This is a genomic window from Halomonas litopenaei, from assembly GCF_003045775.1.
GTDB lineage: Bacteria > Pseudomonadota > Gammaproteobacteria > Pseudomonadales > Halomonadaceae > Halomonas > Halomonas litopenaei.
Genome location: NZ_PXNS01000001.1, coordinates 452195 through 470870 on the forward strand (window position 1 = coordinate 452195; position 18676 = coordinate 470870).

18 protein-coding genes and 4 tRNA genes are annotated in these 18676 nt (G+C 63.7%); 10 read left to right on the forward strand and 12 right to left on the reverse strand.

Annotated features, from left to right (window positions below; all coding sequences use genetic code 11):
- Positions 1–46 precede the first annotated feature (46 nt).
- From C6W88_RS02100 to C6W88_RS02115, 4 genes are all read right to left on the reverse strand, one after another.
- Positions 47–133, reverse strand: a tRNA-Leu gene (locus tag C6W88_RS02100).
- 65 nt (positions 134–198) lie between these two features.
- A tRNA-Leu gene (locus C6W88_RS02105) sits at positions 199–285 on the reverse strand.
- Positions 286–350: 65 nt separating this feature from the next.
- Positions 351–437, reverse strand: a tRNA-Leu gene (locus tag C6W88_RS02110).
- Between the two features lie 65 nt (positions 438–502).
- Positions 503–589 (reverse strand) — tRNA-Leu (locus tag C6W88_RS02115).
- A gap of 263 nt (positions 590–852) precedes the next feature.
- On the opposite strand from C6W88_RS02115, the gene rnr reads away from it, so the two are divergent.
- The 9 genes from rnr to C6W88_RS02160 all read left to right on the forward strand — a co-directional run bounded on the left by rnr (position 853) and on the right by C6W88_RS02160 (position 9036).
- Complete coding sequence (rnr, locus tag C6W88_RS02120) at positions 853–3327, forward strand: ribonuclease R (protein ID WP_108131325.1); 2475 nt, start codon at positions 853–855, stop codon at positions 3325–3327.
- A 165-nt stretch (positions 3328–3492) separates the two neighbouring features.
- A complete protein-coding gene (rlmB, locus tag C6W88_RS02125; protein ID WP_222515811.1) occupies positions 3493–4233 on the forward strand; it encodes a 23S rRNA (guanosine(2251)-2'-O)-methyltransferase RlmB in 741 nt (246 codons plus the stop codon).
- A gap of 164 nt (positions 4234–4397) precedes the next feature.
- Entirely contained in the window at positions 4398–4769 is a 372-nt protein-coding gene (rpsF, locus tag C6W88_RS02130; RefSeq protein WP_045992140.1) for a 30S ribosomal protein S6, read from the forward strand.
- 45 nt (positions 4770–4814) lie between these two features.
- Positions 4815–5042: a 30S ribosomal protein S18 gene (gene rpsR / locus C6W88_RS02135; RefSeq protein WP_016853668.1), complete on the forward strand. Its 228-nt coding sequence runs from the start codon at positions 4815–4817 to the stop codon at positions 5040–5042.
- A gap of 10 nt (positions 5043–5052) precedes the next feature.
- Positions 5053–5904 carry a hypothetical protein gene (locus tag C6W88_RS02140; protein WP_108131326.1) on the forward strand — a complete coding sequence of 284 codons (852 nt, stop codon included), beginning with the start codon at positions 5053–5055 and terminating at the stop codon, positions 5902–5904.
- Positions 5905–5920: 16 nt separating this feature from the next.
- On the forward strand, positions 5921–6367 hold the full coding sequence (rplI, locus tag C6W88_RS02145) for a 50S ribosomal protein L9 (RefSeq protein WP_045992138.1): 447 nt from the start codon (positions 5921–5923) through the stop codon (positions 6365–6367).
- 209 nt (positions 6368–6576) lie between these two features.
- The gene (dnaB, locus tag C6W88_RS02150) at positions 6577–7965 is read left to right on the forward strand and encodes a replicative DNA helicase (RefSeq protein ID WP_045992137.1); all 1389 of its coding nucleotides are present in this window, start codon (positions 6577–6579) and stop codon (positions 7963–7965) included.
- Between the two features lie 78 nt (positions 7966–8043).
- Positions 8044–8337 carry a hypothetical protein gene (locus C6W88_RS02155; RefSeq protein ID WP_045992136.1) on the forward strand — a complete coding sequence of 98 codons (294 nt, stop codon included), beginning with the start codon at positions 8044–8046 and terminating at the stop codon, positions 8335–8337.
- A 396-nt stretch (positions 8338–8733) separates the two neighbouring features.
- On the forward strand, positions 8734–9036 hold the full coding sequence (locus C6W88_RS02160) for a DUF6482 family protein (protein ID WP_045992135.1): 303 nt from the start codon (positions 8734–8736) through the stop codon (positions 9034–9036).
- 141 nt (positions 9037–9177) lie between these two features.
- Here the strand turns inward: C6W88_RS02160 and C6W88_RS02165 are convergent, their stop codons facing one another.
- Complete coding sequence (locus tag C6W88_RS02165; protein ID WP_108131327.1) at positions 9178–9558, reverse strand: thiol-disulfide oxidoreductase DCC family protein; 381 nt, start codon at positions 9556–9558, stop codon at positions 9178–9180.
- Complete coding sequence (locus C6W88_RS02170; RefSeq protein WP_108131617.1) at positions 9555–11135, reverse strand: cryptochrome/photolyase family protein; 1581 nt, start codon at positions 11133–11135, stop codon at positions 9555–9557. The genes C6W88_RS02165 and C6W88_RS02170 overlap by 4 nt, the downstream gene beginning before the upstream one ends.
- A gap of 108 nt (positions 11136–11243) precedes the next feature.
- On the opposite strand from C6W88_RS02170, the gene hemH reads away from it, so the two are divergent.
- A complete protein-coding gene (gene hemH, locus C6W88_RS02175; protein ID WP_045992132.1) occupies positions 11244–12314 on the forward strand; it encodes a ferrochelatase in 1071 nt (356 codons plus the stop codon).
- Positions 12315–12541: 227 nt separating this feature from the next.
- On the opposite strand, the gene C6W88_RS02180 is transcribed toward hemH, so the two are convergent.
- From C6W88_RS02180 to C6W88_RS02205, 6 genes are read right to left on the reverse strand one after another with little or no spacing between them, the layout of a single operon-like run.
- The gene (locus tag C6W88_RS02180) at positions 12542–12925 is read right to left on the reverse strand and encodes a Na+/H+ antiporter subunit G (protein WP_045992131.1); all 384 of its coding nucleotides are present in this window, start codon (positions 12923–12925) and stop codon (positions 12542–12544) included.
- Between the two features lie 15 nt (positions 12926–12940).
- Entirely contained in the window at positions 12941–13210 is a 270-nt protein-coding gene (locus C6W88_RS02185) for a K+/H+ antiporter subunit F (RefSeq protein ID WP_045992130.1), read from the reverse strand.
- On the reverse strand, positions 13204–13704 hold the full coding sequence (locus C6W88_RS02190; protein WP_045992129.1) for a Na+/H+ antiporter subunit E: 501 nt from the start codon (positions 13702–13704) through the stop codon (positions 13204–13206). Before C6W88_RS02190 ends, C6W88_RS02185 begins: the two co-directional genes overlap by 7 nt.
- Positions 13701–15209 (reverse strand): monovalent cation/H+ antiporter subunit D, encoded by a 1509-nt coding sequence (locus C6W88_RS02195; RefSeq protein ID WP_108131328.1) that lies wholly within the window; start codon positions 15207–15209, stop codon positions 13701–13703. The genes C6W88_RS02190 and C6W88_RS02195 overlap by 4 nt, the downstream gene beginning before the upstream one ends.
- Positions 15206–15550, reverse strand: coding sequence for a Na+/H+ antiporter subunit C (locus C6W88_RS02200; RefSeq protein ID WP_045992127.1), 345 nt, complete (start codon positions 15548–15550; stop codon positions 15206–15208). Before C6W88_RS02200 ends, C6W88_RS02195 begins: the two co-directional genes overlap by 4 nt.
- A gap of 1 nt (position 15551) precedes the next feature.
- Positions 15552–18404: a monovalent cation/H+ antiporter subunit A gene (locus C6W88_RS02205; RefSeq protein ID WP_045992126.1), complete on the reverse strand. Its 2853-nt coding sequence runs from the start codon at positions 18402–18404 to the stop codon at positions 15552–15554.
- Between the last annotated feature and the right edge of the window lie 272 nt (positions 18405–18676).

Consider the following 18676-nt stretch of genomic DNA (forward strand, 5'->3'; position numbering starts at 1 on the left):
CGCGGGTTCTTGTTGATCCGATGTGGATCCGTTGTCTGCATGACGATGGTGCCCAGGAGAGGACTTGAACCTCCACGTCCATAAGGACACTAGCACCTGAAGCTAGCGCGTCTACCAATTCCGCCACCTGGGCATGTCATGCGATTCTCTTGTCAATCTTGCATCAGTCTGTCGTGTTCGTCGACCCTGACGAGTCGATGGTGCCCAGGAGAGGACTTGAACCTCCACGTCCATAAGGACACTAGCACCTGAAGCTAGCGCGTCTACCAATTCCGCCACCTGGGCGAACACGTGCTGCTTGACTGACAAAGAGCGTGACGACTTGCATCGTCGTGATCCCGAAGGATCGTTGGTGCCCAGAAGAGGACTTGAACCTCCACGTCCATAAGGACACTAGCACCTGAAGCTAGCGCGTCTACCAATTCCGCCACCTGGGCGAACACGTGCTGCTTGACTGACAAAGAGCGTGACGACTTGCATCGTCGTGATCCCGAAGGATCGTTGGTGCCCAGAAGAGGACTTGAACCTCCACGTCCATAAGGACACTAGCACCTGAAGCTAGCGCGTCTACCAATTCCGCCATCTGGGCAAGTGGCGCGTATGTTACCGAATCATCTGGATAATGCAAGCGTCTCGATGAGGATTCGCGCGATTTTTTTTGCCGTTGTGACCATTGCCTGAATGGGTCCTCGGCGGGCGGCCGGTCTATCCACGGGCGCTTATGGTTGGGTCAAGGCCGCGCCAGCGCTATACTGCGCGCATGTTACGACAAATTTTCGACAAGACCGCACGCTCGCGCCCGGGAGTCGGCGCTCACCTGCCGTCCTCGACCCTGCCAAGGATGCCTTTCGCATGACCCATTGGACGCTCGACGCCGACGAACACGCTCTCCGCGAAGCCCACAAGTACGACAACCCCGCCCCGTCCCGCGAATACCTGCTCAAGCGGCTCGAGGAAATCGGGGCGCCGGTGACCCATGAGGCCATGAGTGATCAGCTGGGTCTCGATGACGAGGACCTGCGCGAGGCGGTGCGTCGCCGCCTGTCCGCCATGGAGCGGGACGGCCAGGTGCTGCGCAACCGTCGCAACGCCTATGCGCTGATCGACAAGCTCGATCTGATCAAGGGCAAGGTGCTGGGGCATCGGGACGGTTTCGGCTTTCTATTGCGCGACGACGGCAAGAAGCCTGATCTGGTGATCCCCCCGCGACAGATGCGCCGGGTGTTTCACGGTGACCACGTGCTGGTGCGCATCAGCGGACGCGATCGCAGGGGCCGTGACGAGGCCACGGTGGTGGACGTCATCGCGCGCAACACCCAGACCATCGTCGGTGTGTATCGCGAGAATACTCCCGAGTTCGGGGTACTGATCCCCGAGAACAATCGGATCACCCAAGAGGTGATCATCCCGCACAGCGCCTGTGGTGGCGCCCAGGACGGCCAGGTCATCTCGGCACGCATCGTCAAGCAGCCCGAGACCCGGGTGCAGCCGGTGGGCGAGGTCATCGAGGTGCTGGGAGAGCGTATGGATCCCGGTATGGAGATCGACATCGCGCTGAGAAGCTACGAGATCCCGTCCGAGTTTCCGCCGGATGTCACCGACCAGATCGCCAGTATGTCCGCCGAGGTCGCCGAGGAGGACAAGCTCCACCGCATCGACCTGCGTGACAAGCCGCTGGTCACCATCGATGACGAGACCGCCAAGGACTTCGACGACGCGGTGTGTGCCTACAAGACGCGTTCGGGCAGCTGGAAGCTTCTGGTGGCCATCGCCGACGTGTCGCACTACGTGCGTCCCGGCAGCCCGCTCGATCAGGAGGCCATCGCCCGCGGCAACTCGGTGTACTTCCCGGGGCAGGTAGTGCCGATGCTGCCGGAGCTGCTGTCCAATGGACTGTGCTCGCTGAATCCGGACGTCGATCGTCTGGCGCTGGTGTGCGAGCTCAACATCTCCAAGACCGGAGCCATCAGCCGTTATCGCTTCTACGAGGCGGTGTTCCGTTCCCATGCCCGGCTGACCTACAACAAGGTGGCGGCGATCCTTCAGGACGAGGGGGAGGAAGGCGAGGCCCTGCGCCAGGAGTACAAGTCGCTGGTGCCGTCGCTGAAGAACCTGCACAGCCTCTACCAGTTGCTGCGAGAAGCGCGTACCGAACGGGGTGCCATCGACTTCGAGACCACCGAGACCGCCATCGTCTTCAACGACGAGCGCAAGATCGAGAAGATCGTGCCGCGCTCGCGCAACGACGCCCACAAGATCATCGAGGAGTGCATGCTGGCGGCAAACGTTGCCACCGCGCGCTTCCTCGACAAGCACGACCTGCCGGCGCTGTACCGTATCCACGAGCGTCCGTCGCCGGAGCGCCTGGACAAGCTGCGGCTGTTCCTCAACGAGATCGGCATGTCACTCGGCGGTGGTGATGAGCCGACGCCCCAGGACTACCGTGACCTGGCCGAGGCGATCAAGGGTCGCGACGATGCCGACATCATTCAGACGGTGATGCTGCGCTCGATGAGTCAGGCGGTGTATTCGCCCCACAACGAGGGCCACTTTGGCCTGGCCTACCCGGCCTACGCCCACTTTACCTCGCCGATTCGTCGCTATCCCGATCTGCTGGTGCACCGCGCCATTCGTTCGGTGATCCGCGGACCGCGCCAGACCAACACCGTGCTGCGCGCCGAGGGCGCGCCGGTGGAGCCGCCGACCAAGTGGTGTCCCTATACCTTCGAGCAGATGCTCGAACTTGGCGAGCACTGCTCGATGACCGAGCGTCGTGCCGACGACGCCACCCGTGACGTCGAGGGCTGGCTCAAGTGCGAGTTCATGTCCGACAAGCTCGGCGAGGTCTACGACGGTACCATCGCCTCGGTCACCCAGTTCGGTATCTTCGTGCGCCTCGACGCGTTCTATGTCGAGGGACTGGTCCACGTCACCTCCTTGCCGTCGGACTACTACCACTACGAGCCCGAGAAGCATCGTCTCAAGGGCGAGCGTACCGGCACCAGCTATCGCCTGGGCGATGGGGTCACCGTTCAGGTGGCTCGGGTCGACCTCGACGAGCGCAAGATCGACTTCGAGATGGCCGACGACAAGCCGCGCCCTCGTCGGGCACCGCGCAAGCGTCGCGACGCAGGCGCGCAGGGCAAGGGGCGTAGCAATGGGCAAGGTGACAAGCCCGCCCAGGCCAGCAAGGGGCGTGGCGGCAGGTCGGCCCAGGGCGATACCAAGCGCCGTGCCGACGGCCCCTCCGGGGTCGGCGAACAGGACGCCCCGAAGAAGAAGGGCGGACGTCGGCGCCGCGGTCCGCGGCGTGGCAACAAGGGATGAACACCCGCGTGATGATTGACCAGGAGGCCGCCCGTGGCCAAGCATGATTCAAGACGCCGTCGCCACGGCCAGAGCCAGTCCCAGGCGCATGACCAGGCGCGTACTCAGGCGCGTGGCAAGGGGCGTGGTCAGCATGGTCCGGCAGTGCCGAACGGCCTCGACAGTGTGTTCGGCGTTCACGCCGTCCGGGCACTGCTGGAGCGTGGCGAATCACCCAAGGAACTGTGGGTGCAGGAGGGCGACGCCGGGCGTCGTCTCAGTGAGCTGGTCGATACCGCGCGCAGTCGCGGCGCCAGGCTCAGGAGCGTGCCTCGTGAAGAGCTCGACGGCCTTTCCCAGGGTGCCTCCCATCAGGGTATCGTGGCGTTCTGTCCGCCACTGGCGCCGGAGGGCGAGGAGTCCCTGTGGCACAAGCTCAAGGCCTGGCCGCTGGAGACGCCGCCGCTGTTGCTGATCCTCGATGGTGTCACCGACGTTCACAACTTCGGCGCCTGTCTACGCAGTGCCGACGCCGCCGGGGTGCACGGCGTGATCGTGCCCAAGGACAAGTCGGCACCGCTCAACGCCACCGTGCGCAAGGTGGCCTGCGGTGCCGCCGAGAGCGTGCCGGTCTATCAGGTGACCAACCTGGCCCGCGCCATGGCGCGACTGAAGGAAGAAGGGGTGTGGATCACCGGTACCGCCGGCGAGGCCGACGCCAGCGTCTTCGCTGCCGACTTCACCGGGCCCATGGCGCTGGTGATGGGGGCCGAGGGCAAGGGCATGCGTCGGTTGACCCGGGAGGCCTGCGACAACCTGGTCAAGCTGCCCATGGCGGGCACCGTCTCGAGTCTCAATGTGTCGGTGGCCACCGGCGTCTGTCTGTTCGAGGTGGTGCGCCAGCGCGAGCTCAAGGCCCGCGGATGACGGTGTCGCCCCAGCATCGGCTTGCAACCCTGGTCACAACTCCGTAGAATCTGGGCGCCCGTGCGTTCTGCGCGGGACAGGCTAATTGTTATTCACTCCTTGCTTCCCCCGGCGCCGAGACTACTCAGGCCCCTGCGGAAGCTGCCAAACCGAAAGGAGAATCCATGCGTCACTACGAGATCGTCTTCATGGTCCACCCGGACCAGAGTGAGCAGGTTCCGGCCATGGTCGAGCGCTACACCAGCATCGTCACCGAGAACGCCGGTACTGTTCACCGTCTCGAGGATTGGGGCCGCCGTCACCTGGCCTACCCGATCAACAAGATCCACAAGGCTCACTACGTGCTGATGAACGTCGAGTGCAGCGGCGAGACCCTCGAGGAAATCGAGAACATCTTCCGTTTCAACGACGCCATCATTCGCAGCCTGGTGGTGCGCTGCAAGGAAGCCATCACCGAAGCGTCTCCGATGATGAAGCCGGTGGAAGAGAAGCGTGCCCGTCGCGAAGAAAAGCCGCGCACCGCTGAATCCGCCTGAGCCGCGCATCACTAGCTCTGCAACGCACGTATAAGGAGTCTTTCCATGGCACGCTTTTTCCGTCGCCGCAAGTTTTGCCGTTTCACCGCTGAAGGCGTGAAGCAGATCGACTACAAGGATCTGGACACGCTCAAGGCCTACATCACCGAGACCGGCAAGATCGTTCCCAGCCGCATCACCGGTACCAAGGCCCGTTACCAGCGCCAGCTGTCCACCGCGATCAAGCGCGCACGCTACCTGGCCCTGCTGCCTTACACCGACAGCCACCAGTAAGTCGTCGCCGATGCTGCCCGTCGCCCGATGGTCGATGAAAGGCATGCCCCAGGCGGCTCTGGTCGCGCTGGTGGCGTCTGCGGTGCCCTGGCTGTTCTGGTTCGGGGCGGCGATTGCCGCTCTGGTGACCTTGCGCAAGGGCATGGCACCGGCGATGCCGGTGATCGCCGCCGCGGCGGTGCCGGCAGGCTGGTGGTGGACCCAGGGAGATCCGATCCCCCTGGCGACCACCCTGCTGGCGCTGTTGATGGCCATCGTGCTGCGCTCCCGCATGCGCTGGGGCGAGGCGCTGATCCTGGGGTCGCTGGCCGGCGCTGCGATGATCCAGTTGGGGGTGTTCCTGCCCAAGGCAGACACCGCCCTGATGCTGGAGCAGCTGCGCCAGAGTTCCTCCGAGGTGGCGGCCATGCTCGACGAGCTGGCTGCCCAGGGGCTCGACGCCAGTCGGCTGGCCGAGCTGGTCATCAGCGGTGTCACCGGTCTGGTGGTGATGCTCGCTGCGGTGGCCTGTCTGGCCCTGGCACGCAGCTGGCAGGCGGGGCTCTACAACCCGGGAGGTTTCCGGGAAGAGTTCCACGCCCTGCGGCTCACCCCGAGGGAGCTGATCCTGTTGGTGGTGCTGGTGATCGCCGGCACCCTGCTGGGTCTCCCCGGGATCGGCATGCTGGCCTGGATTCCGCTGCTGATGGCCGGCATCGGCCTGACACATGGTGTAGTTGGACGTAAGGGAATGAACGGGTTGTGGCTGGTCGCGTTCTATCTGCTGCTGATCACCACCTGGCCCATGATTCTCATCGTGCTGGTTGTGGCCCTGATCGATACCTTCGCGGACTTCCGCGGGCGTCTGGGTCACAGCAACTGACATAGAGGTTTACGAGATGGAAGTCATTCTGCTCGACAACATTGGCAAGCTGGGCGGTCTCGGTGACAAGGTCACCGTCAAGCCTGGTTACGGCCGCAACTACCTGGTGCCCTACGGTCTCGCCGTACCGGCCACCAAGGACAACATCGCTGCCTTTGAAGCCCAGCGTGCCGAGCTCGAAGCTCAGGCCGCCGAGCGCAAGGCCGAAGCCGAAGCTCGCGCCGAGCAGCTCAACGACATCGAGCTGTCTCTGGTCGCCAAGTCTGGCGACGAAGGCAAGCTGTTCGGTTCCATCGGTCCGCGTGACCTGGCCGAGGCGATCTCCAGCGCCGGTATCGACGTCGCCAAGAGCGAAGTCCGCATGCCGGAAGGCCCGATCCGCCAGACCGGCGAATACGACATCGTGCTGCACCTGCATGCCGACGTCGACGCCACCGTGCGCGTGGTGGTGGTGGCCGAGTAAGGTCGTCTCCCACGGCAGTGGCAAGGGCGCGGGAGTCACATCCCGCGCCCTTTTTTGTGGCTCGCGATCGCCCGCACGGGTGATCGTGCGACGGACCCGGCTTCGGGTAGACTAAGGCTTGTCTGGAGAGTGGCTGCGCTCGTCGACTTTTCGGACACAGCCTGGATCCAGTGGCATGGCGCCGTGAACAACAGCGAAGAGACAAGCGCATGAGTGACGTCCAGACCATCGATCGTGAAGCCGCGGCGCTGAAGGTTCCGCCGCACTCGGTGGAGGCCGAGCAGTCGGTGCTGGGTGGCCTGATGCTCGACAATCAGGCCTGGGACAATATCGCCGACCGGCTGGTGGCCGACGACTTCTATCGCTACGAGCATCGCCTGGTGTTCAACGCCATGGTGGCGCTGGCCGAGTCGAGCCGTCCGCTGGACGTGGTGACCCTGTCCGAGGCCCTGGAGGGGCGCGACCAGCTCGACACCGTGGGCGGGCTCGCCTACCTGGCGGAGCTGGCCCGCAACACTCCCTCGGCCAGCAATATCCGCGCCTATGGCGACATCGTGCGCGAACGCGCCACCCTGAGAAAGCTGATCCAGGCGGCCAACCAGATCGCCGACGGCGCCTTCAGCCCCAATGGGCGTCCTGCCGATGAGCTGGTCAACGAGGCCGAGCGGCTGGTGTTCCAGATCAGCGAGGACCGCCCCAAGGCCGGCGGCCCCATCGGCATGAGCGAGCTGCTGACCAAGGCCGTCGATCGCATCGACGAGCTGTTCAACATGAAAGGCGAGATGACCGGCCTGTCGACCGGCTTTCGCGATCTCGATGACATGACCTCCGGGCTGCAGCCCTCCGACCTGGTGATCGTCGCCGGCCGCCCGTCCATGGGCAAGACCACCTTCGCCATGAACCTGGTGGAGCACGCGGTGGTGTCCAGCGACAAGCCGGTGATGGTGTTCTCCATGGAGATGCCGGCGGACTCGATCATGCTGCGCATGCTGTCGTCACTCGGGCGTATCGACCAGACCCGAGTGCGCTCCGGTCAGCTCGAGGACGAGGACTGGCCGAGGTTGACCTCGGCGGTCAACCTGCTCAAGGACAAGCAACTGTTCATCGATGACACCGCTGCGCTGTCGCCCAACGAGATGCGCTCACGGGTGCGTCGCGTGGTGCGCGAGCACGGCAACCTGGCGATGATCATGATCGACTACCTGCAGTTGATGCAGGTGCCGGGGTTCGGTGACAACCGTACCGGCGAGATTTCGGAGATCTCGCGCTCGCTCAAGGGGCTTGCCAAGGAGTTCGGCTGCCCGGTGATTGCGTTGTCGCAGCTCAACCGCTCGCTGGAGCAGCGCCCCAACAAGCGTCCGGTGATGTCGGACCTGCGTGAATCCGGGGCCATCGAGCAGGACGCCGACCTGATCGGTTTCGTCTATCGTGATGAGGTCTACAACCCGGATAATCCCGACAACAAGGGACTCGCCGAATTCATCATCGGCAAGCAGCGTAATGGCCCCATCGGGACGGTGCACATGGCCTTTATCGGCAAGTACACCCGCTTCGAGGATCTGGCGCCGGACAGCTACGGTGATACCTTCGGCGAATAAACGTGCTTGAGCCTGACCGACGGGCTCGTATAATGCCGCCCCTTGCGATTTCGACAGACACAGTGAAGGAGACCTGACATGGCAGGCGGATTTCGACGCGGCAATCGCCGTCGCGCGCCCAAGCTGGAAGCCCGTGGCGAATTGACCTCGGTGGAGCGGGAAGGCCCGTTCAAGGAATGGCTCGGCATGCCCGACCTGTATCGCTATCACCTGGTAGTGGACGGCGTGGACTACAGCTACCAGACAGAAGACTCCGAGCTGCCGGTGCAGATCGGCGACAAGGTGGTGTTTCGCTACAAGGAGACCAAGGCCGGCAATTGGGTCGACCGCAACTCCCTCGGCAAGGCCATCGATCCCTCCGACTACCAGTAGCCTCACCGCCGGATCCGTCGCCCGCGAGCATTCGTGTCGCGGGCCTTCGTTTTTCCTCCTTCAAGCTCTCCACTTCCCCCCGCAAAGGCGCTGCCTGCCGCTGAAGAGCCCCTTTTCTCCGCCGCGATCATGGAGGTCGTTTAACCCGCTGTGCGCGCGAAACGGCCAATATGTATCCAGATCAGAGAAATTCTTCACACCGTCACGGGAATGTCACCCGAAGGGCCCAGGCTGTGCCATGATCAGAGAGTCACATGCGCGGCACAGGGAAATGAAACGAGCGTCATGGTCTGCCGAAATATCATCGGCACGCTCGTCGCCGTAGTGTCGTCACATAAGGAGGGCGGGGGCCACAGGACCCCCGTCGCGACAGGATGAAAAGAGGCGAAAGATACGATGGAAATTAATGATCTCAAGGCCTTTGTCGGCCGCCACGACAACTTCGAGATTCGCGTGATCGGCCATGCCGGCAGCCGTTTTTACCAGGTCGAACTGGAAGACGTGGAAGGTGCCCGCAAGATGCTCTGCCGCCGCGGCAAGCCGGTGTTGTTCCGCTCGCTGGACGACGTCTACCTGGAGCTCAAGCGTGCCGGTATCCACCGCGCCTACCTGGTCCAGCACGTGGCCCACGACGAGGTGATCGGTCGCGAGGCCCACTATGCCGAACCGCTGGCCTCACGTATGCCCCTGGTGTTTTGAGTGACATCGTTCCACACCACCCTGGTGCTGGAACCCTCTCGACGGCAGTCTCGCCGTCTCTGCCTTGCCACTGATGTACCCACGTTCACCGAACAAGTCCCTGGCGCAAGCTGCCAGGGCCCTTGGCGGTGTCGACCTGCCTCATCGCTTCCTATGAGTCCCTGTTAGCCAGGGGCGCAGTCGGGCGAAGCCCAGATAGCCGATGTCCAGCAGTCCACGCAAACCGGGTACGCTGCTTAGCTGCACCCAACGGCGATGACCCAGCGTCGCGTACAATGCGCGAGTGGCATCCATGCCGATGAACCAGCGACCTGTGGCGTCGCGCAGGTGCAGCTTGCCCAGCATGTCATCGAAGCGCTGGCCCCAGGCCTCGGCGCAAAAATCGTCGTCGCGGATATCGATAAAGTGGATCAGCCGGCTGCGCGGATGCCGCCTCAGCCAGGCGATCTCCTTGCGGCATAGTGGGCACTGACCATCATGAAACAGCGCAAGCGGTGTGGCGAGTGTCTCGAACCGATTCATGGATTCGCTCCCTGAGGTCGATAGCCGTCGCGGTGGGGACCCTGACCGTAGCTCGGTTCGCATGCCAGGTTGTCGAGAAAGGACGTGGCCTGGCGGCGCATGGCGCTGCGCTTGTCATCGCTCATGCGGCGCAGCGAGCCATAGATCAGCTTCATGCGAGGATTGCTCGCCAGGGTGTCGGCGTGACGTTCGAGAAAGTCCCAGTAGAGGCTGTTGAAGGGACAGGCGTCTTCGCCCAGGGTCTTTTTCACGTCATAGCGACAGTGGCGGCAATGGTCAGACATCCGATCGATGTACTTGCCTGACGCACAGTAGGGCTTCGAGCCCATCAGTCCACCGTCGGCGTGCAACACCATGCCAAGCGTATTGGGCAATTCGACCCATTCGCAGGCGTCGGCGTAGACCGCCAGGTACCAGTCGCACAGGGCCTCGGGGCTGACGTCGCACAGCAGAGCAAAGTTGCCGGTCACCATCAGACGCTGGATATGGTGCGCGTAGGCGTTGTCCCGGGTCATGCCGATCGCGCGGGATAGACAGCGCATGCCGGTGTCACCGCTCCAGTAGAAGTGGGGCAGACCCCTGCGGGCCTGCAAGGCGTTATAGCCCTTGTAGTCCGGCATACGGGTCCAGTAGATGCCCCTGACGTACTCTCGCCAGCCGAGGATCTGGCGGATAAAACCTTCCACCGCATTGATCGGTGCATGCCCCTCGAGATAAGCGGTTTCGGCGGCCTCGCAGACCTCTCTCGGGCTGAGCAGGCCAAGGTTCATGGGAGCGGACAGGCGCGAGTGGAAGAGAAAGGGATCGCTGTCGCTGATGGCGTCCTGGACGTCACCGAAGCTCGGCAGCAGGTGATCGATGAAGTGTCTGAGATCGACCAGCGCCTGGCGTCGGGTGACCGGCCAGTGGAAGCCATCCAGACGACCGAAGTGTTCATCGAAGTGTTCCTCCACCAGTGTCAGCACCTCACGGGTCAAGTCGTCGACGGTGTGGCGGGGAGGCTTGGGCAGCGTGTAGTGCTGGGGCAGGGGCCGTCGGTTGTCCTTGTCGAAGTTCCACTGGCCGCCCATGGGTTCATCGCCCTCCATCAGCAGGCCGGTGCGGCGACGCATCAGTCGATAGAAGCCCTCCATGCGAGGCTGCCGGCGATGGGACAACCAGTCGCCGAATTCACCAGGCGTGCAGTAGAAGCGGTCGTCCTCGACCCATTGCCAGGGTATCCCGCCCTGGCGGCGCTCCATGGCATCCAGCAGCCGCCATTCGCCGGGCCTTGTGGTGACAATCCGCGAACAGTCGTAGGCTTGCGCGAGGCGTTCCGCCTCCGCCAGCAGGCCATGGGCGTTGTCCGGATCATCGAGGGCGCTGTAGTGGACGCGATAGCCCTTGTCGCGAAGAGTGGCGGCGAAGTGGCGCATGGCCGACAGCATCATGGCGATCTTCTGAGGATGATGCGGCACGTAGCGGCCTTCCTCGGCGACCTCGCACAGCGCGACGACGTCGTCGTCGCCAGTGGTCTGCAAGAGTCCGAGGTCCAGGCTCAACTGGTCGCCGGTGATCAGGATCAAGGATCTGGACATGGGTTCACCAAAAATTGTACAAATCTTCTTCATAGTAACACTTCATTCGAGCCTGATACCCACCGGTGATAGGCTTTGTGCATTCGTTACCAAGAGGAAGTCACCTTCATGGATCAGTCCGTTCCCCCCTCAGTGGTGGAGGCCCATCGCCCGGAGCAGGCGCCGGTCGACCACCCCGCCGTCGCACGTGAAAAGATCGGCGTGCTGGTCGCCAACCTGGGTACGCCGGACGATACCGACTACTGGTCCATGCGCCGCTATCTCAGCGAATTTCTGTCGGACCAGCGGGTGGTCGACTATCCGCGCTGGCTCTGGCAGCCACTGCTGCAGTTGATCATCCTGAGTCGCCGGCCATTTGCTTCCGGGGCGGCCTATCGCAGCATCTGGAACACCGACAAGGACGAGAGTCCATTGCTGACCATCACCAGAAGCCAGAGCGAGAAGCTGTCGACGAGGCTGCGCGCTGAGCTGGGGGACTCGATCGAGGTCAGCTTCGGCATGCGCTACGGCAATCCTTCCACCGACAAGGCGCTCAAGGAGCTGGAGGAGAAGGGATGTCGGCGTATCCTGTTCTTCCCGCTGTATCCCCAGTACGGCTCGCCCACTACCGCCACCGCCTGCGATCAGTTCTTCCGTCAGCTGATGAAGCGCAAGTGGCAGCCATCGGTGCGAACGGTGCCGGCCTACTTCGACGAGCCGGGCTACATCGAGGCCCTGGCCGCCTCGGTCAGCGAACGCCTGGAGAACGAGACGCACCAGCCTTCGGTGGTGGTGGCGTCCTATCACGGCGTACCCAAGCGCTTTCTGGAGGAAGGCGACCCCTACTACTGTCAGTGCAGGAAGACCACGCGACTGCTGCGCGAACGGCTGGGGCAGGCCGAGGACGAGGTGGTTACCGCCTTCCAGTCCAAGTTCGGGCCTGAAGAATGGGTGGGCCCCGCCACCGTCGACAAGGTGGCGGAGCTGGCGCGTCAGGGTCACAAGAGTATCGCCGTACTGTCCCCCGCCTTCAGCGCCGACTGCGTGGAGACCCTGGAAGAGATCGAGGAAGAGATCCGCGACGCCTTCATGGAGGCCGGCGGCGAGCACTTCATCTACATTCCGTGTCTCAACGATCGCGACGACCATATCGCGGTGCTGGCCGATATCGTCAAGCGCGAACTGGGCGGCTGGATCTGATCGCTCGGCCTTTCGCGCCACGATAGCCAGACACAGAACGGGCAGCCCATGGGCTGCCCGTTTCGTGTCTGGCTTGCATGATGCCCAGGCTTTGTACGAAAAGCCGGCGAGCGATGGTTAGACAAGGCAAAAATCGGTGAGAAAGCGCAGTTTACGAGGTGTAAATGAGCATTTTGACCTGATTTTTAACGCCGTATTACCGAGCGCAGGCACTTTTCGAACAAGCCTTAGTCTCGGTCGGGGTGGGGCACCGGCTTATCCCCAACCTCCTCCTCACGGAATTCGAGCGGCTTGCCGCGGGTCTTGTCCAGATACTTGAGGCGCTGGTGCAGGCCAGTCTTGGCCAGCATGTGGGCGCTTACCGGGGCGGTGATGAACAGGAACAGGGTGATCAGCATCTCCTGTAGGTGGGTGCCTTCCTGGGTGGCGCTGAAGTACACCATGGAGCCGGACAGGATGCAGCCCATGCCCAGGGTGGTGGCCTTGGTCGGGCCGTGCAGACGCATGTAGAAGTCCCGCAGGTGGGCCATGCCCAGCGAGCCGATGAAGGCAAACAGCCCGCCGGCGATCAGCAGCACCGAGATCAGCCCCTCGAGAATGACGTAGAACATGGAATTCTCCCGAAGTTACTCGATGATATCGCCGCGCAGCAGATACTTGCAGACGGCAATGGTGCTGATGAAGCCGAGCAGCGCGATCAGCAGCGCGGCTTCGAAGTAGGTCTTGGAGTTGAGCCACACTCCCATCAGGATGATCAGGGCGATGGAGTTCACGTACATGGTATCCAGCGCCAGGATCCTGTCGGGCATGTCCGGGCCCACGGTCAGGCGAAACAGGTTCAGCAGCAGCGCCAGGCAGACCAGCGCCAAACTGATGGTCAAGGCGGTGTCTAGCATTCGAAGATCTCCTTCAGCGGCTGCTCGTAGCGTTCGCGGATGGTGCGGATCAGGGTCTGTTCGTCACGCACGTCCAGAGCGTGGATCAGCAGCGTCTTGCCGTCCATGCGCAGGTTGGCCGACACCGTTCCTGGGGTCAGGGTGATGGTGCTGGCCAGCAGGGTGATGGTGAATCGCTCCTCGAGCATCAGCGGATACTCGACGAAGTGGGGCCGAGTGCGGCGCCAGGGATTGATGATGATCCAGGCCACCTGCATGTTGGCCACCACGATGTCACCGATCACCCGGAAGAAGAAGCGCAGCAGTTTCCAGGGCTTCTTTACACCGGGCTGCATGTCCCAGAAGGGGTAGGTCAGCCAGGGGATGAGCACGGCCAGAAAGCCGCCAAGCAGCAGGTGACCGACCGAGACCGTGTTGACCAGCAACAGCCACACGACCAGCAGCAGCAGGCTGAGCAGCGGTGTCGGCAGTAGTGAGCGAGTGCGTCGGTTCATTGGGCGTCTCCCTGATCGATCAGAACGGCCTGAATCATCGGTTGCGGGTCGCTCAACTGTTCTGCCGTGGCCTCGGTGTAGCCGGCCAGGGGGCCGGCGAGGATCACCAGCAACGGCGACGATGCCAGCAGCCAGCCGGTGCCCGCCCACTGCCAGGGGGACAGCGAATCGCCGTCATCGCTGGCCTGGCTGCGCCAGAACAGGGTGGACCCTGCCCGCGAGAGCGCCACGATGGCGCACAGGCCGGTGGCCAGCAGCAGAGGCCAGAACCAGAGACGTTGGGCGCTGTCGCCGGCGTTCATCAGCATGACCTTGCCCAGCGCCCCGGACAGCGGGGGCAGGCCCGCCACCGCCATGGACCCGATCAGGAACATCAGGCCCAGCGCCGTGGCGTTGCGCGGTATCCGGCCGCGCACCAGGCGGGTACCGGCCTTGCCACGCTGGACGCCGATCATGTCCGCCAGCAGGAACAGCCCGCCGGTGACCAGGGTGGTGTGCACCAGATAGAACAGGAGGCCCGATACCGCCACGGGGGAGCGCATGCCGACGCCGGCGAGCAGGGTGCCCACCGACACCAGTACCAGATAGGCCACCAGTAGGCGCAGGTCGCGGGCGGCCAGCACGCCGACACCGGCAATCGCCAGGGTGCCAAGCGACAGCCACCACACCCAGCTCTGCTCAAGCGCCTCCAGGGGACCTGCCTGGTCGCCGAAGACCAGCCAGTAGACCCGCAGGATGGCGTAGACGCCGATCTTGGTCATCACCGCAAACAGGGCGGCCACCGGCGGCGGCGCGCTGGCGTAGGCCCGCGGGAGCCAGAAATACAGTGGCAGTACCGCCGCCTTGAGGCCAAATACCACCAGCAGCAGCAGAGCGCCGGCGACGACCATGCCCTGACGCTCTCCCGGCAGCTGACTCACCGCCTGGGCCATGTCCGCCATGTTGAGAGTGCCGGTAGCCCCGTACAGCAGCCCCACGGCGAACAGGAACAGCGCCGATCCCGCCAGGTTGAGCACGGCGTAGTGGACCGCCGACTGGATGCGCGCCTTGCCACCACCGTGGACCAGCAGGGCGTAGGAGGCCAGCAGCAGCACCTCGAAGAACACGAACAGGTTGAACAGGTCGCCGGTCAGGAAGGCGCCGTTGATTCCCATCAGCTGCAGCTGGAACAGGCCGTGGAAGTTGCTGCCCTTCTCGTCGTCGCCGCCGCAGGCGAACAGTACCGCACCAACCGCCAGCATCGAGGTCACGAACAGCATCAGTGCCGATAGCCGGTCCAGCACCATGATGATGCCGAAGGGCGGCTGCCAGTTGCCCAGGGCGTAGTACTGGATCTCGCCGCTGGCCGCCTGGCGCAGCAGCATCACGCTGATCACCAGCAGCGCCAGGGTGGTGGCAAGGCCGAGACCACGCTTGAGCGTGGCATTGCCGAATCGGGTCAGCAGCAGCGCCACCGCTGCTGCCAGCGGCAGCACGATGGGCATCACGATCAGGTGGGACATCAGCGTCGCTCCTCCTTGTCCTCGGCCTTGCGCCCGTCCACGTGGTCATTGCCCATGTCGCCCCGTGCACGCATCGCCAGGATCACCGCGAAGGCGGTCATGGCGAAGCCAATGACGATGGCCGTCAGCACCAGCGCCTGGGGCAGCGGATCGCTGTAGTCGCTCTTGCCGTCGATGATGGCGGAACCACCGGTGGTCAGTCCGCCCATGGAGAACAGAAAGAGGTTGGTGGCGTAGGAGAGAAGCGTCAGACCGACCACCACTGGGAAGGTTCGGCCGCGCAGCATCAGATACAGGCCACTGGCGGCGAGCACGCCGGTCGTTATGGCATAGAGCATTTCCATGTCACACGGTCTCCTTGCCGTCGGGGGTGGGGTCGTCGGTGCGGTGCAGGCCGCGTTCCGTCGCGTCATGGTCTTCCTTGGCCGGACGGTGGGGGGTGGTCACCTTGCCCAGGTTGGCCAGGATCATCAGGGTCGCACCGACCACCGCCAGATAGACACCGAGATCGAACAGCATCGCGGTGGCCAGTTCGATATCGCCGATCAGCGGGATATGGAAATGGCCGAAGGACGAGGTCAGGAAGGGTGCGCCGAACAGCCAGCTGCCGAAGCCAGTCAGGGCGGCGACACCGACGCCGAGGATCGCCACCGGCTGGTAGGGGAAGTCGAGACGCTTCTGGGTCCAGGCAACGCCCCGGGCCATGTACACCAGAATCAGCCCCACCGCGGTGATCAGGCCGGCGATAAAGCCGCCACCGGGCTGGTTGTGGCCACGCAGGAAGATGAACACCGACACCAGCAGTGCCAGCGGCAGTACCGTCTGGGAGATGGTGGTCAGAATCATCGGGTAGCGGTCCGGTGCCCAGATGCGTCCCTCGCTGTCGCTGTGAGGCATGAACAGGCGCAGACGGTTGAGCAGCTTGAAGATGGCGAGACCGGCGATCGCCAGCACCGTGATCTCGCCCAGGGTGTCGAAGCCACGGAAGTCGACCAGGATGACATTGACTACATTGTGGCCGCCGCCGCCGGGCACGCTGTTGTCGAGGAAGAAGTCCGAGATGCTTTCGGTGTCGCGGGTCAGCACGGTGTAGTTGAGTCCGGCGATCACCCCGCCCAGACCGGTACACAGCACCAGGTCGCGCAGCGCCCGCGCCGGGGTGGATTCCCGAGGGGTCTTCTGGGGCAGGAAGAACAGCGCCAGCATCAGCAGGATCATGGTGACCACCTCGACCGATAGCTGGGTCAACGCCAGGTCCGGTGCCGAGAAGCGGGCAAAGGTCAGTGATACCAGCAGGCCCACCACCGACAGCATCAGCAGCGAGATCAGACGATGGCGATGGGTAATGGCGGTACCGATGCCGGTGAACACCAGCAGCAGGGCGCCGACCAGCAGCACGCCGTCCACCGGTTGGTTGCCCTTGGCCCCGGTCAGGGTATCCATCTGGGCCAGACCGATGGCGCCGACCACCAGGGAGGCGGTCAGCAGCAGGGTCATGAAGCGCTGCAGCGAGGCGTTGTCGACGCATTCGGTGATGCGCTCGGCGCGATCGCCGATGCACTGGATGACACCCTCGAAGATACGGCTGGCATCACGCGGCGGGAAGTCCCGCACGAACTGGCGAATCTTGCGATGCAGGATATAGGTGATGACGCCGGCGACCAGGGCCACGGCGCTCATCGCCAGCGGCAGGTTGAAGCCGTGCCACAGGGCCAGGTGGAACTCCAGCGGCTCGAGCAGCACCGCCTCGACCGCAGGCGCCATCAGCCAGGTGGCCATCAGCGCCGGGAACAGGCCGACCAGGATACACAGCACTGCCAACAGCTCCGCCGGAGCCCGCATCAGATGGGGCGGCTCGTGCGGCGTCTTGGGCGGCGCGTGGCGCGGAGGGGAGAAGAACACCGCGTGGACCAGCCGCGCGGAATAGGCCACCGACAGCACGCCGCCAATGGTGGCCAGTACCGGCAGCACCAGGCTGAGGCCACCGAAGGCGTGGGTCTCGAGGGCCTCGGTGAAGAACATTTCCTTGGAGATGAAGCCATTGAACAGCGGCACGCCCGCCATGGCGGCGCCGGTGATGCTCATCACCACGCAGGTGACCGGCATCGCCTTGGCCAGTTTGCCCAGCCGGGCCAGGTCGCGGGTGCCGGCCTCATGGTCGATGATCCCCGAACACATGAACAGTGCGGCCTTGAAGGTGGCGTGGTTGAGGATATGAAACAGCGCCGCCAGGACCGCCATGGGGCTGCCGATGCCCAGCAGTACGGTGATCAGGCCCAGATGGCTGACGGTGGAGAACGCCAGGATACCCTTGAGATCCGCCTTGATCAGAGCAAACCAGGCGGCATACACCATGGTGACGATACCGATCACGGTCACGATGGCCGACCACAGCTCACTGCCGGCGATGGCGGGATGCAGGCGCGCCATCAGGAAGATCCCCGCCTTGACCATGGTGGCGGAGTGCAGGTACGCAGACACCGGAGTCGGTGCCGCCATGGCATGGGGTAGCCAGAAGTGGAACGGGAACTGGGCGGACTTGGCGAAGGCGCCGAGCAGCACCAGGACCAGCATCAGCGGGTAGCGCGGGTCGGCCAGGATCGTCTCGCCGCTTTCCAGCACCACCTGCATGTCGAGACTGCCGACGATATCGCCCAGCAGCAGAAAGCCCGCCAGCAGGGCGAGGCCACCGGCGCCAGTGACCGTCATCGCCATGCGCGCGCCCTTGCGCGCCTCCGAGCGGTGTGACCAGAAACCGATCAGCAGGAAGGATGACAGGCTGGTCAACTCCCAGAAGAACCACAGCACCAGCAGGTTGTCGGCCATGGCGATGCCCACCATGGAGGCCATGAACAGGATCAGGTAGGCGTAGAAGCGGGCGTAGTTCTCGCTGGCGTCGAGATAGTAGTGGGCGTACAGGATGATCAGCAGGCCGATGCCCAGGATCAGCACATTGAACAGCAGTGACAGGCCATCGAGGCGAAAGGCCAGGTCCAGCCCCAGTTGGGGCACCCAGCTCAGGGAGACCCGAGGGATATCCCCGGCACCCAGGGCGGGCAGCTGGGCCAGGGTCATGGCCAGGGCAATGGCGGGAAGGACCGCCGTGGCGAGGGTGCAAAGAGGGCGGCCTCTAGATCCGGTCAATGCGGGGACCAGCACACCGAGAAGGGGGAGCAAGGGAATCCATAGCAAAGTCATCTGTCGGTCATCCTGCCTGTCCTTGAACGTGGTGAGCGCCGCGATGGTCTGAAAACACGAGCCCTCACAATGCCTTGGCCTACCGCCAGGGGTGTTGATTCAGCTCACCCTGAAGCGCCGACCCACTTTACCCGAAAGATGGACGGACCGCTGCCCCGTGCGGATTCAACGTGATAGCCGTAGGCGCTCTAAAAATTGTACATGTAGTGTACAAGGCCTATATATTATCGCTATGCAGTAGGGCAATGCCTCCGTCGGTAGCGCACGATCTG

Bases quoted from the DNA above. Each gene is read 5' to 3' on its own strand.
- C6W88_RS02205 (WP_045992126.1), bottom strand. From the start codon at position 18,404: ATGACTTTGCTATGGATTCCCTTGCTCCCCCTTCTCGGTGTGCTGGTC.
- C6W88_RS02200 (WP_045992127.1), bottom strand. From the start codon at position 15,550: ATGGAAATGCTCTATGCCATAACGACCGGCGTGCTCGCCGCCAGTGGC.
- C6W88_RS02185 (WP_045992130.1), bottom strand. From the start codon at position 13,210: ATGCTAGACACCGCCTTGACCATCAGTTTGGCGCTGGTCTGCCTGGCG.
- C6W88_RS02160 (WP_045992135.1), top strand. From the start codon at position 8,734: ATGGAAATTAATGATCTCAAGGCCTTTGTCGGCCGCCACGACAACTTC.
- C6W88_RS02140 (WP_108131326.1), top strand. From the start codon at position 5,053: ATGCTGCCCGTCGCCCGATGGTCGATGAAAGGCATGCCCCAGGCGGCT.
- rpsF (WP_045992140.1), top strand. From the start codon at position 4,398: ATGCGTCACTACGAGATCGTCTTCATGGTCCACCCGGACCAGAGTGAG.
- rpsR (WP_016853668.1), top strand. From the start codon at position 4,815: ATGGCACGCTTTTTCCGTCGCCGCAAGTTTTGCCGTTTCACCGCTGAA.
- rplI (WP_045992138.1), top strand. From the start codon at position 5,921: ATGGAAGTCATTCTGCTCGACAACATTGGCAAGCTGGGCGGTCTCGGT.
- C6W88_RS02170 (WP_108131617.1), bottom strand. From the start codon at position 11,135: ATGTCCAGATCCTTGATCCTGATCACCGGCGACCAGTTGAGCCTGGAC.
- C6W88_RS02190 (WP_045992129.1), bottom strand. From the start codon at position 13,704: ATGAACCGACGCACTCGCTCACTACTGCCGACACCGCTGCTCAGCCTG.
- C6W88_RS02180 (WP_045992131.1), bottom strand. From the start codon at position 12,925: ATGTTCTACGTCATTCTCGAGGGGCTGATCTCGGTGCTGCTGATCGCC.
- C6W88_RS02165 (WP_108131327.1), bottom strand. From the start codon at position 9,558: ATGAATCGGTTCGAGACACTCGCCACACCGCTTGCGCTGTTTCATGAT.
- hemH (WP_045992132.1), top strand. From the start codon at position 11,244: ATGGATCAGTCCGTTCCCCCCTCAGTGGTGGAGGCCCATCGCCCGGAG.
- rnr (WP_108131325.1), top strand. From the start codon at position 853: ATGACCCATTGGACGCTCGACGCCGACGAACACGCTCTCCGCGAAGCC.
- C6W88_RS02155 (WP_045992136.1), top strand. From the start codon at position 8,044: ATGGCAGGCGGATTTCGACGCGGCAATCGCCGTCGCGCGCCCAAGCTG.
- dnaB (WP_045992137.1), top strand. From the start codon at position 6,577: ATGAGTGACGTCCAGACCATCGATCGTGAAGCCGCGGCGCTGAAGGTT.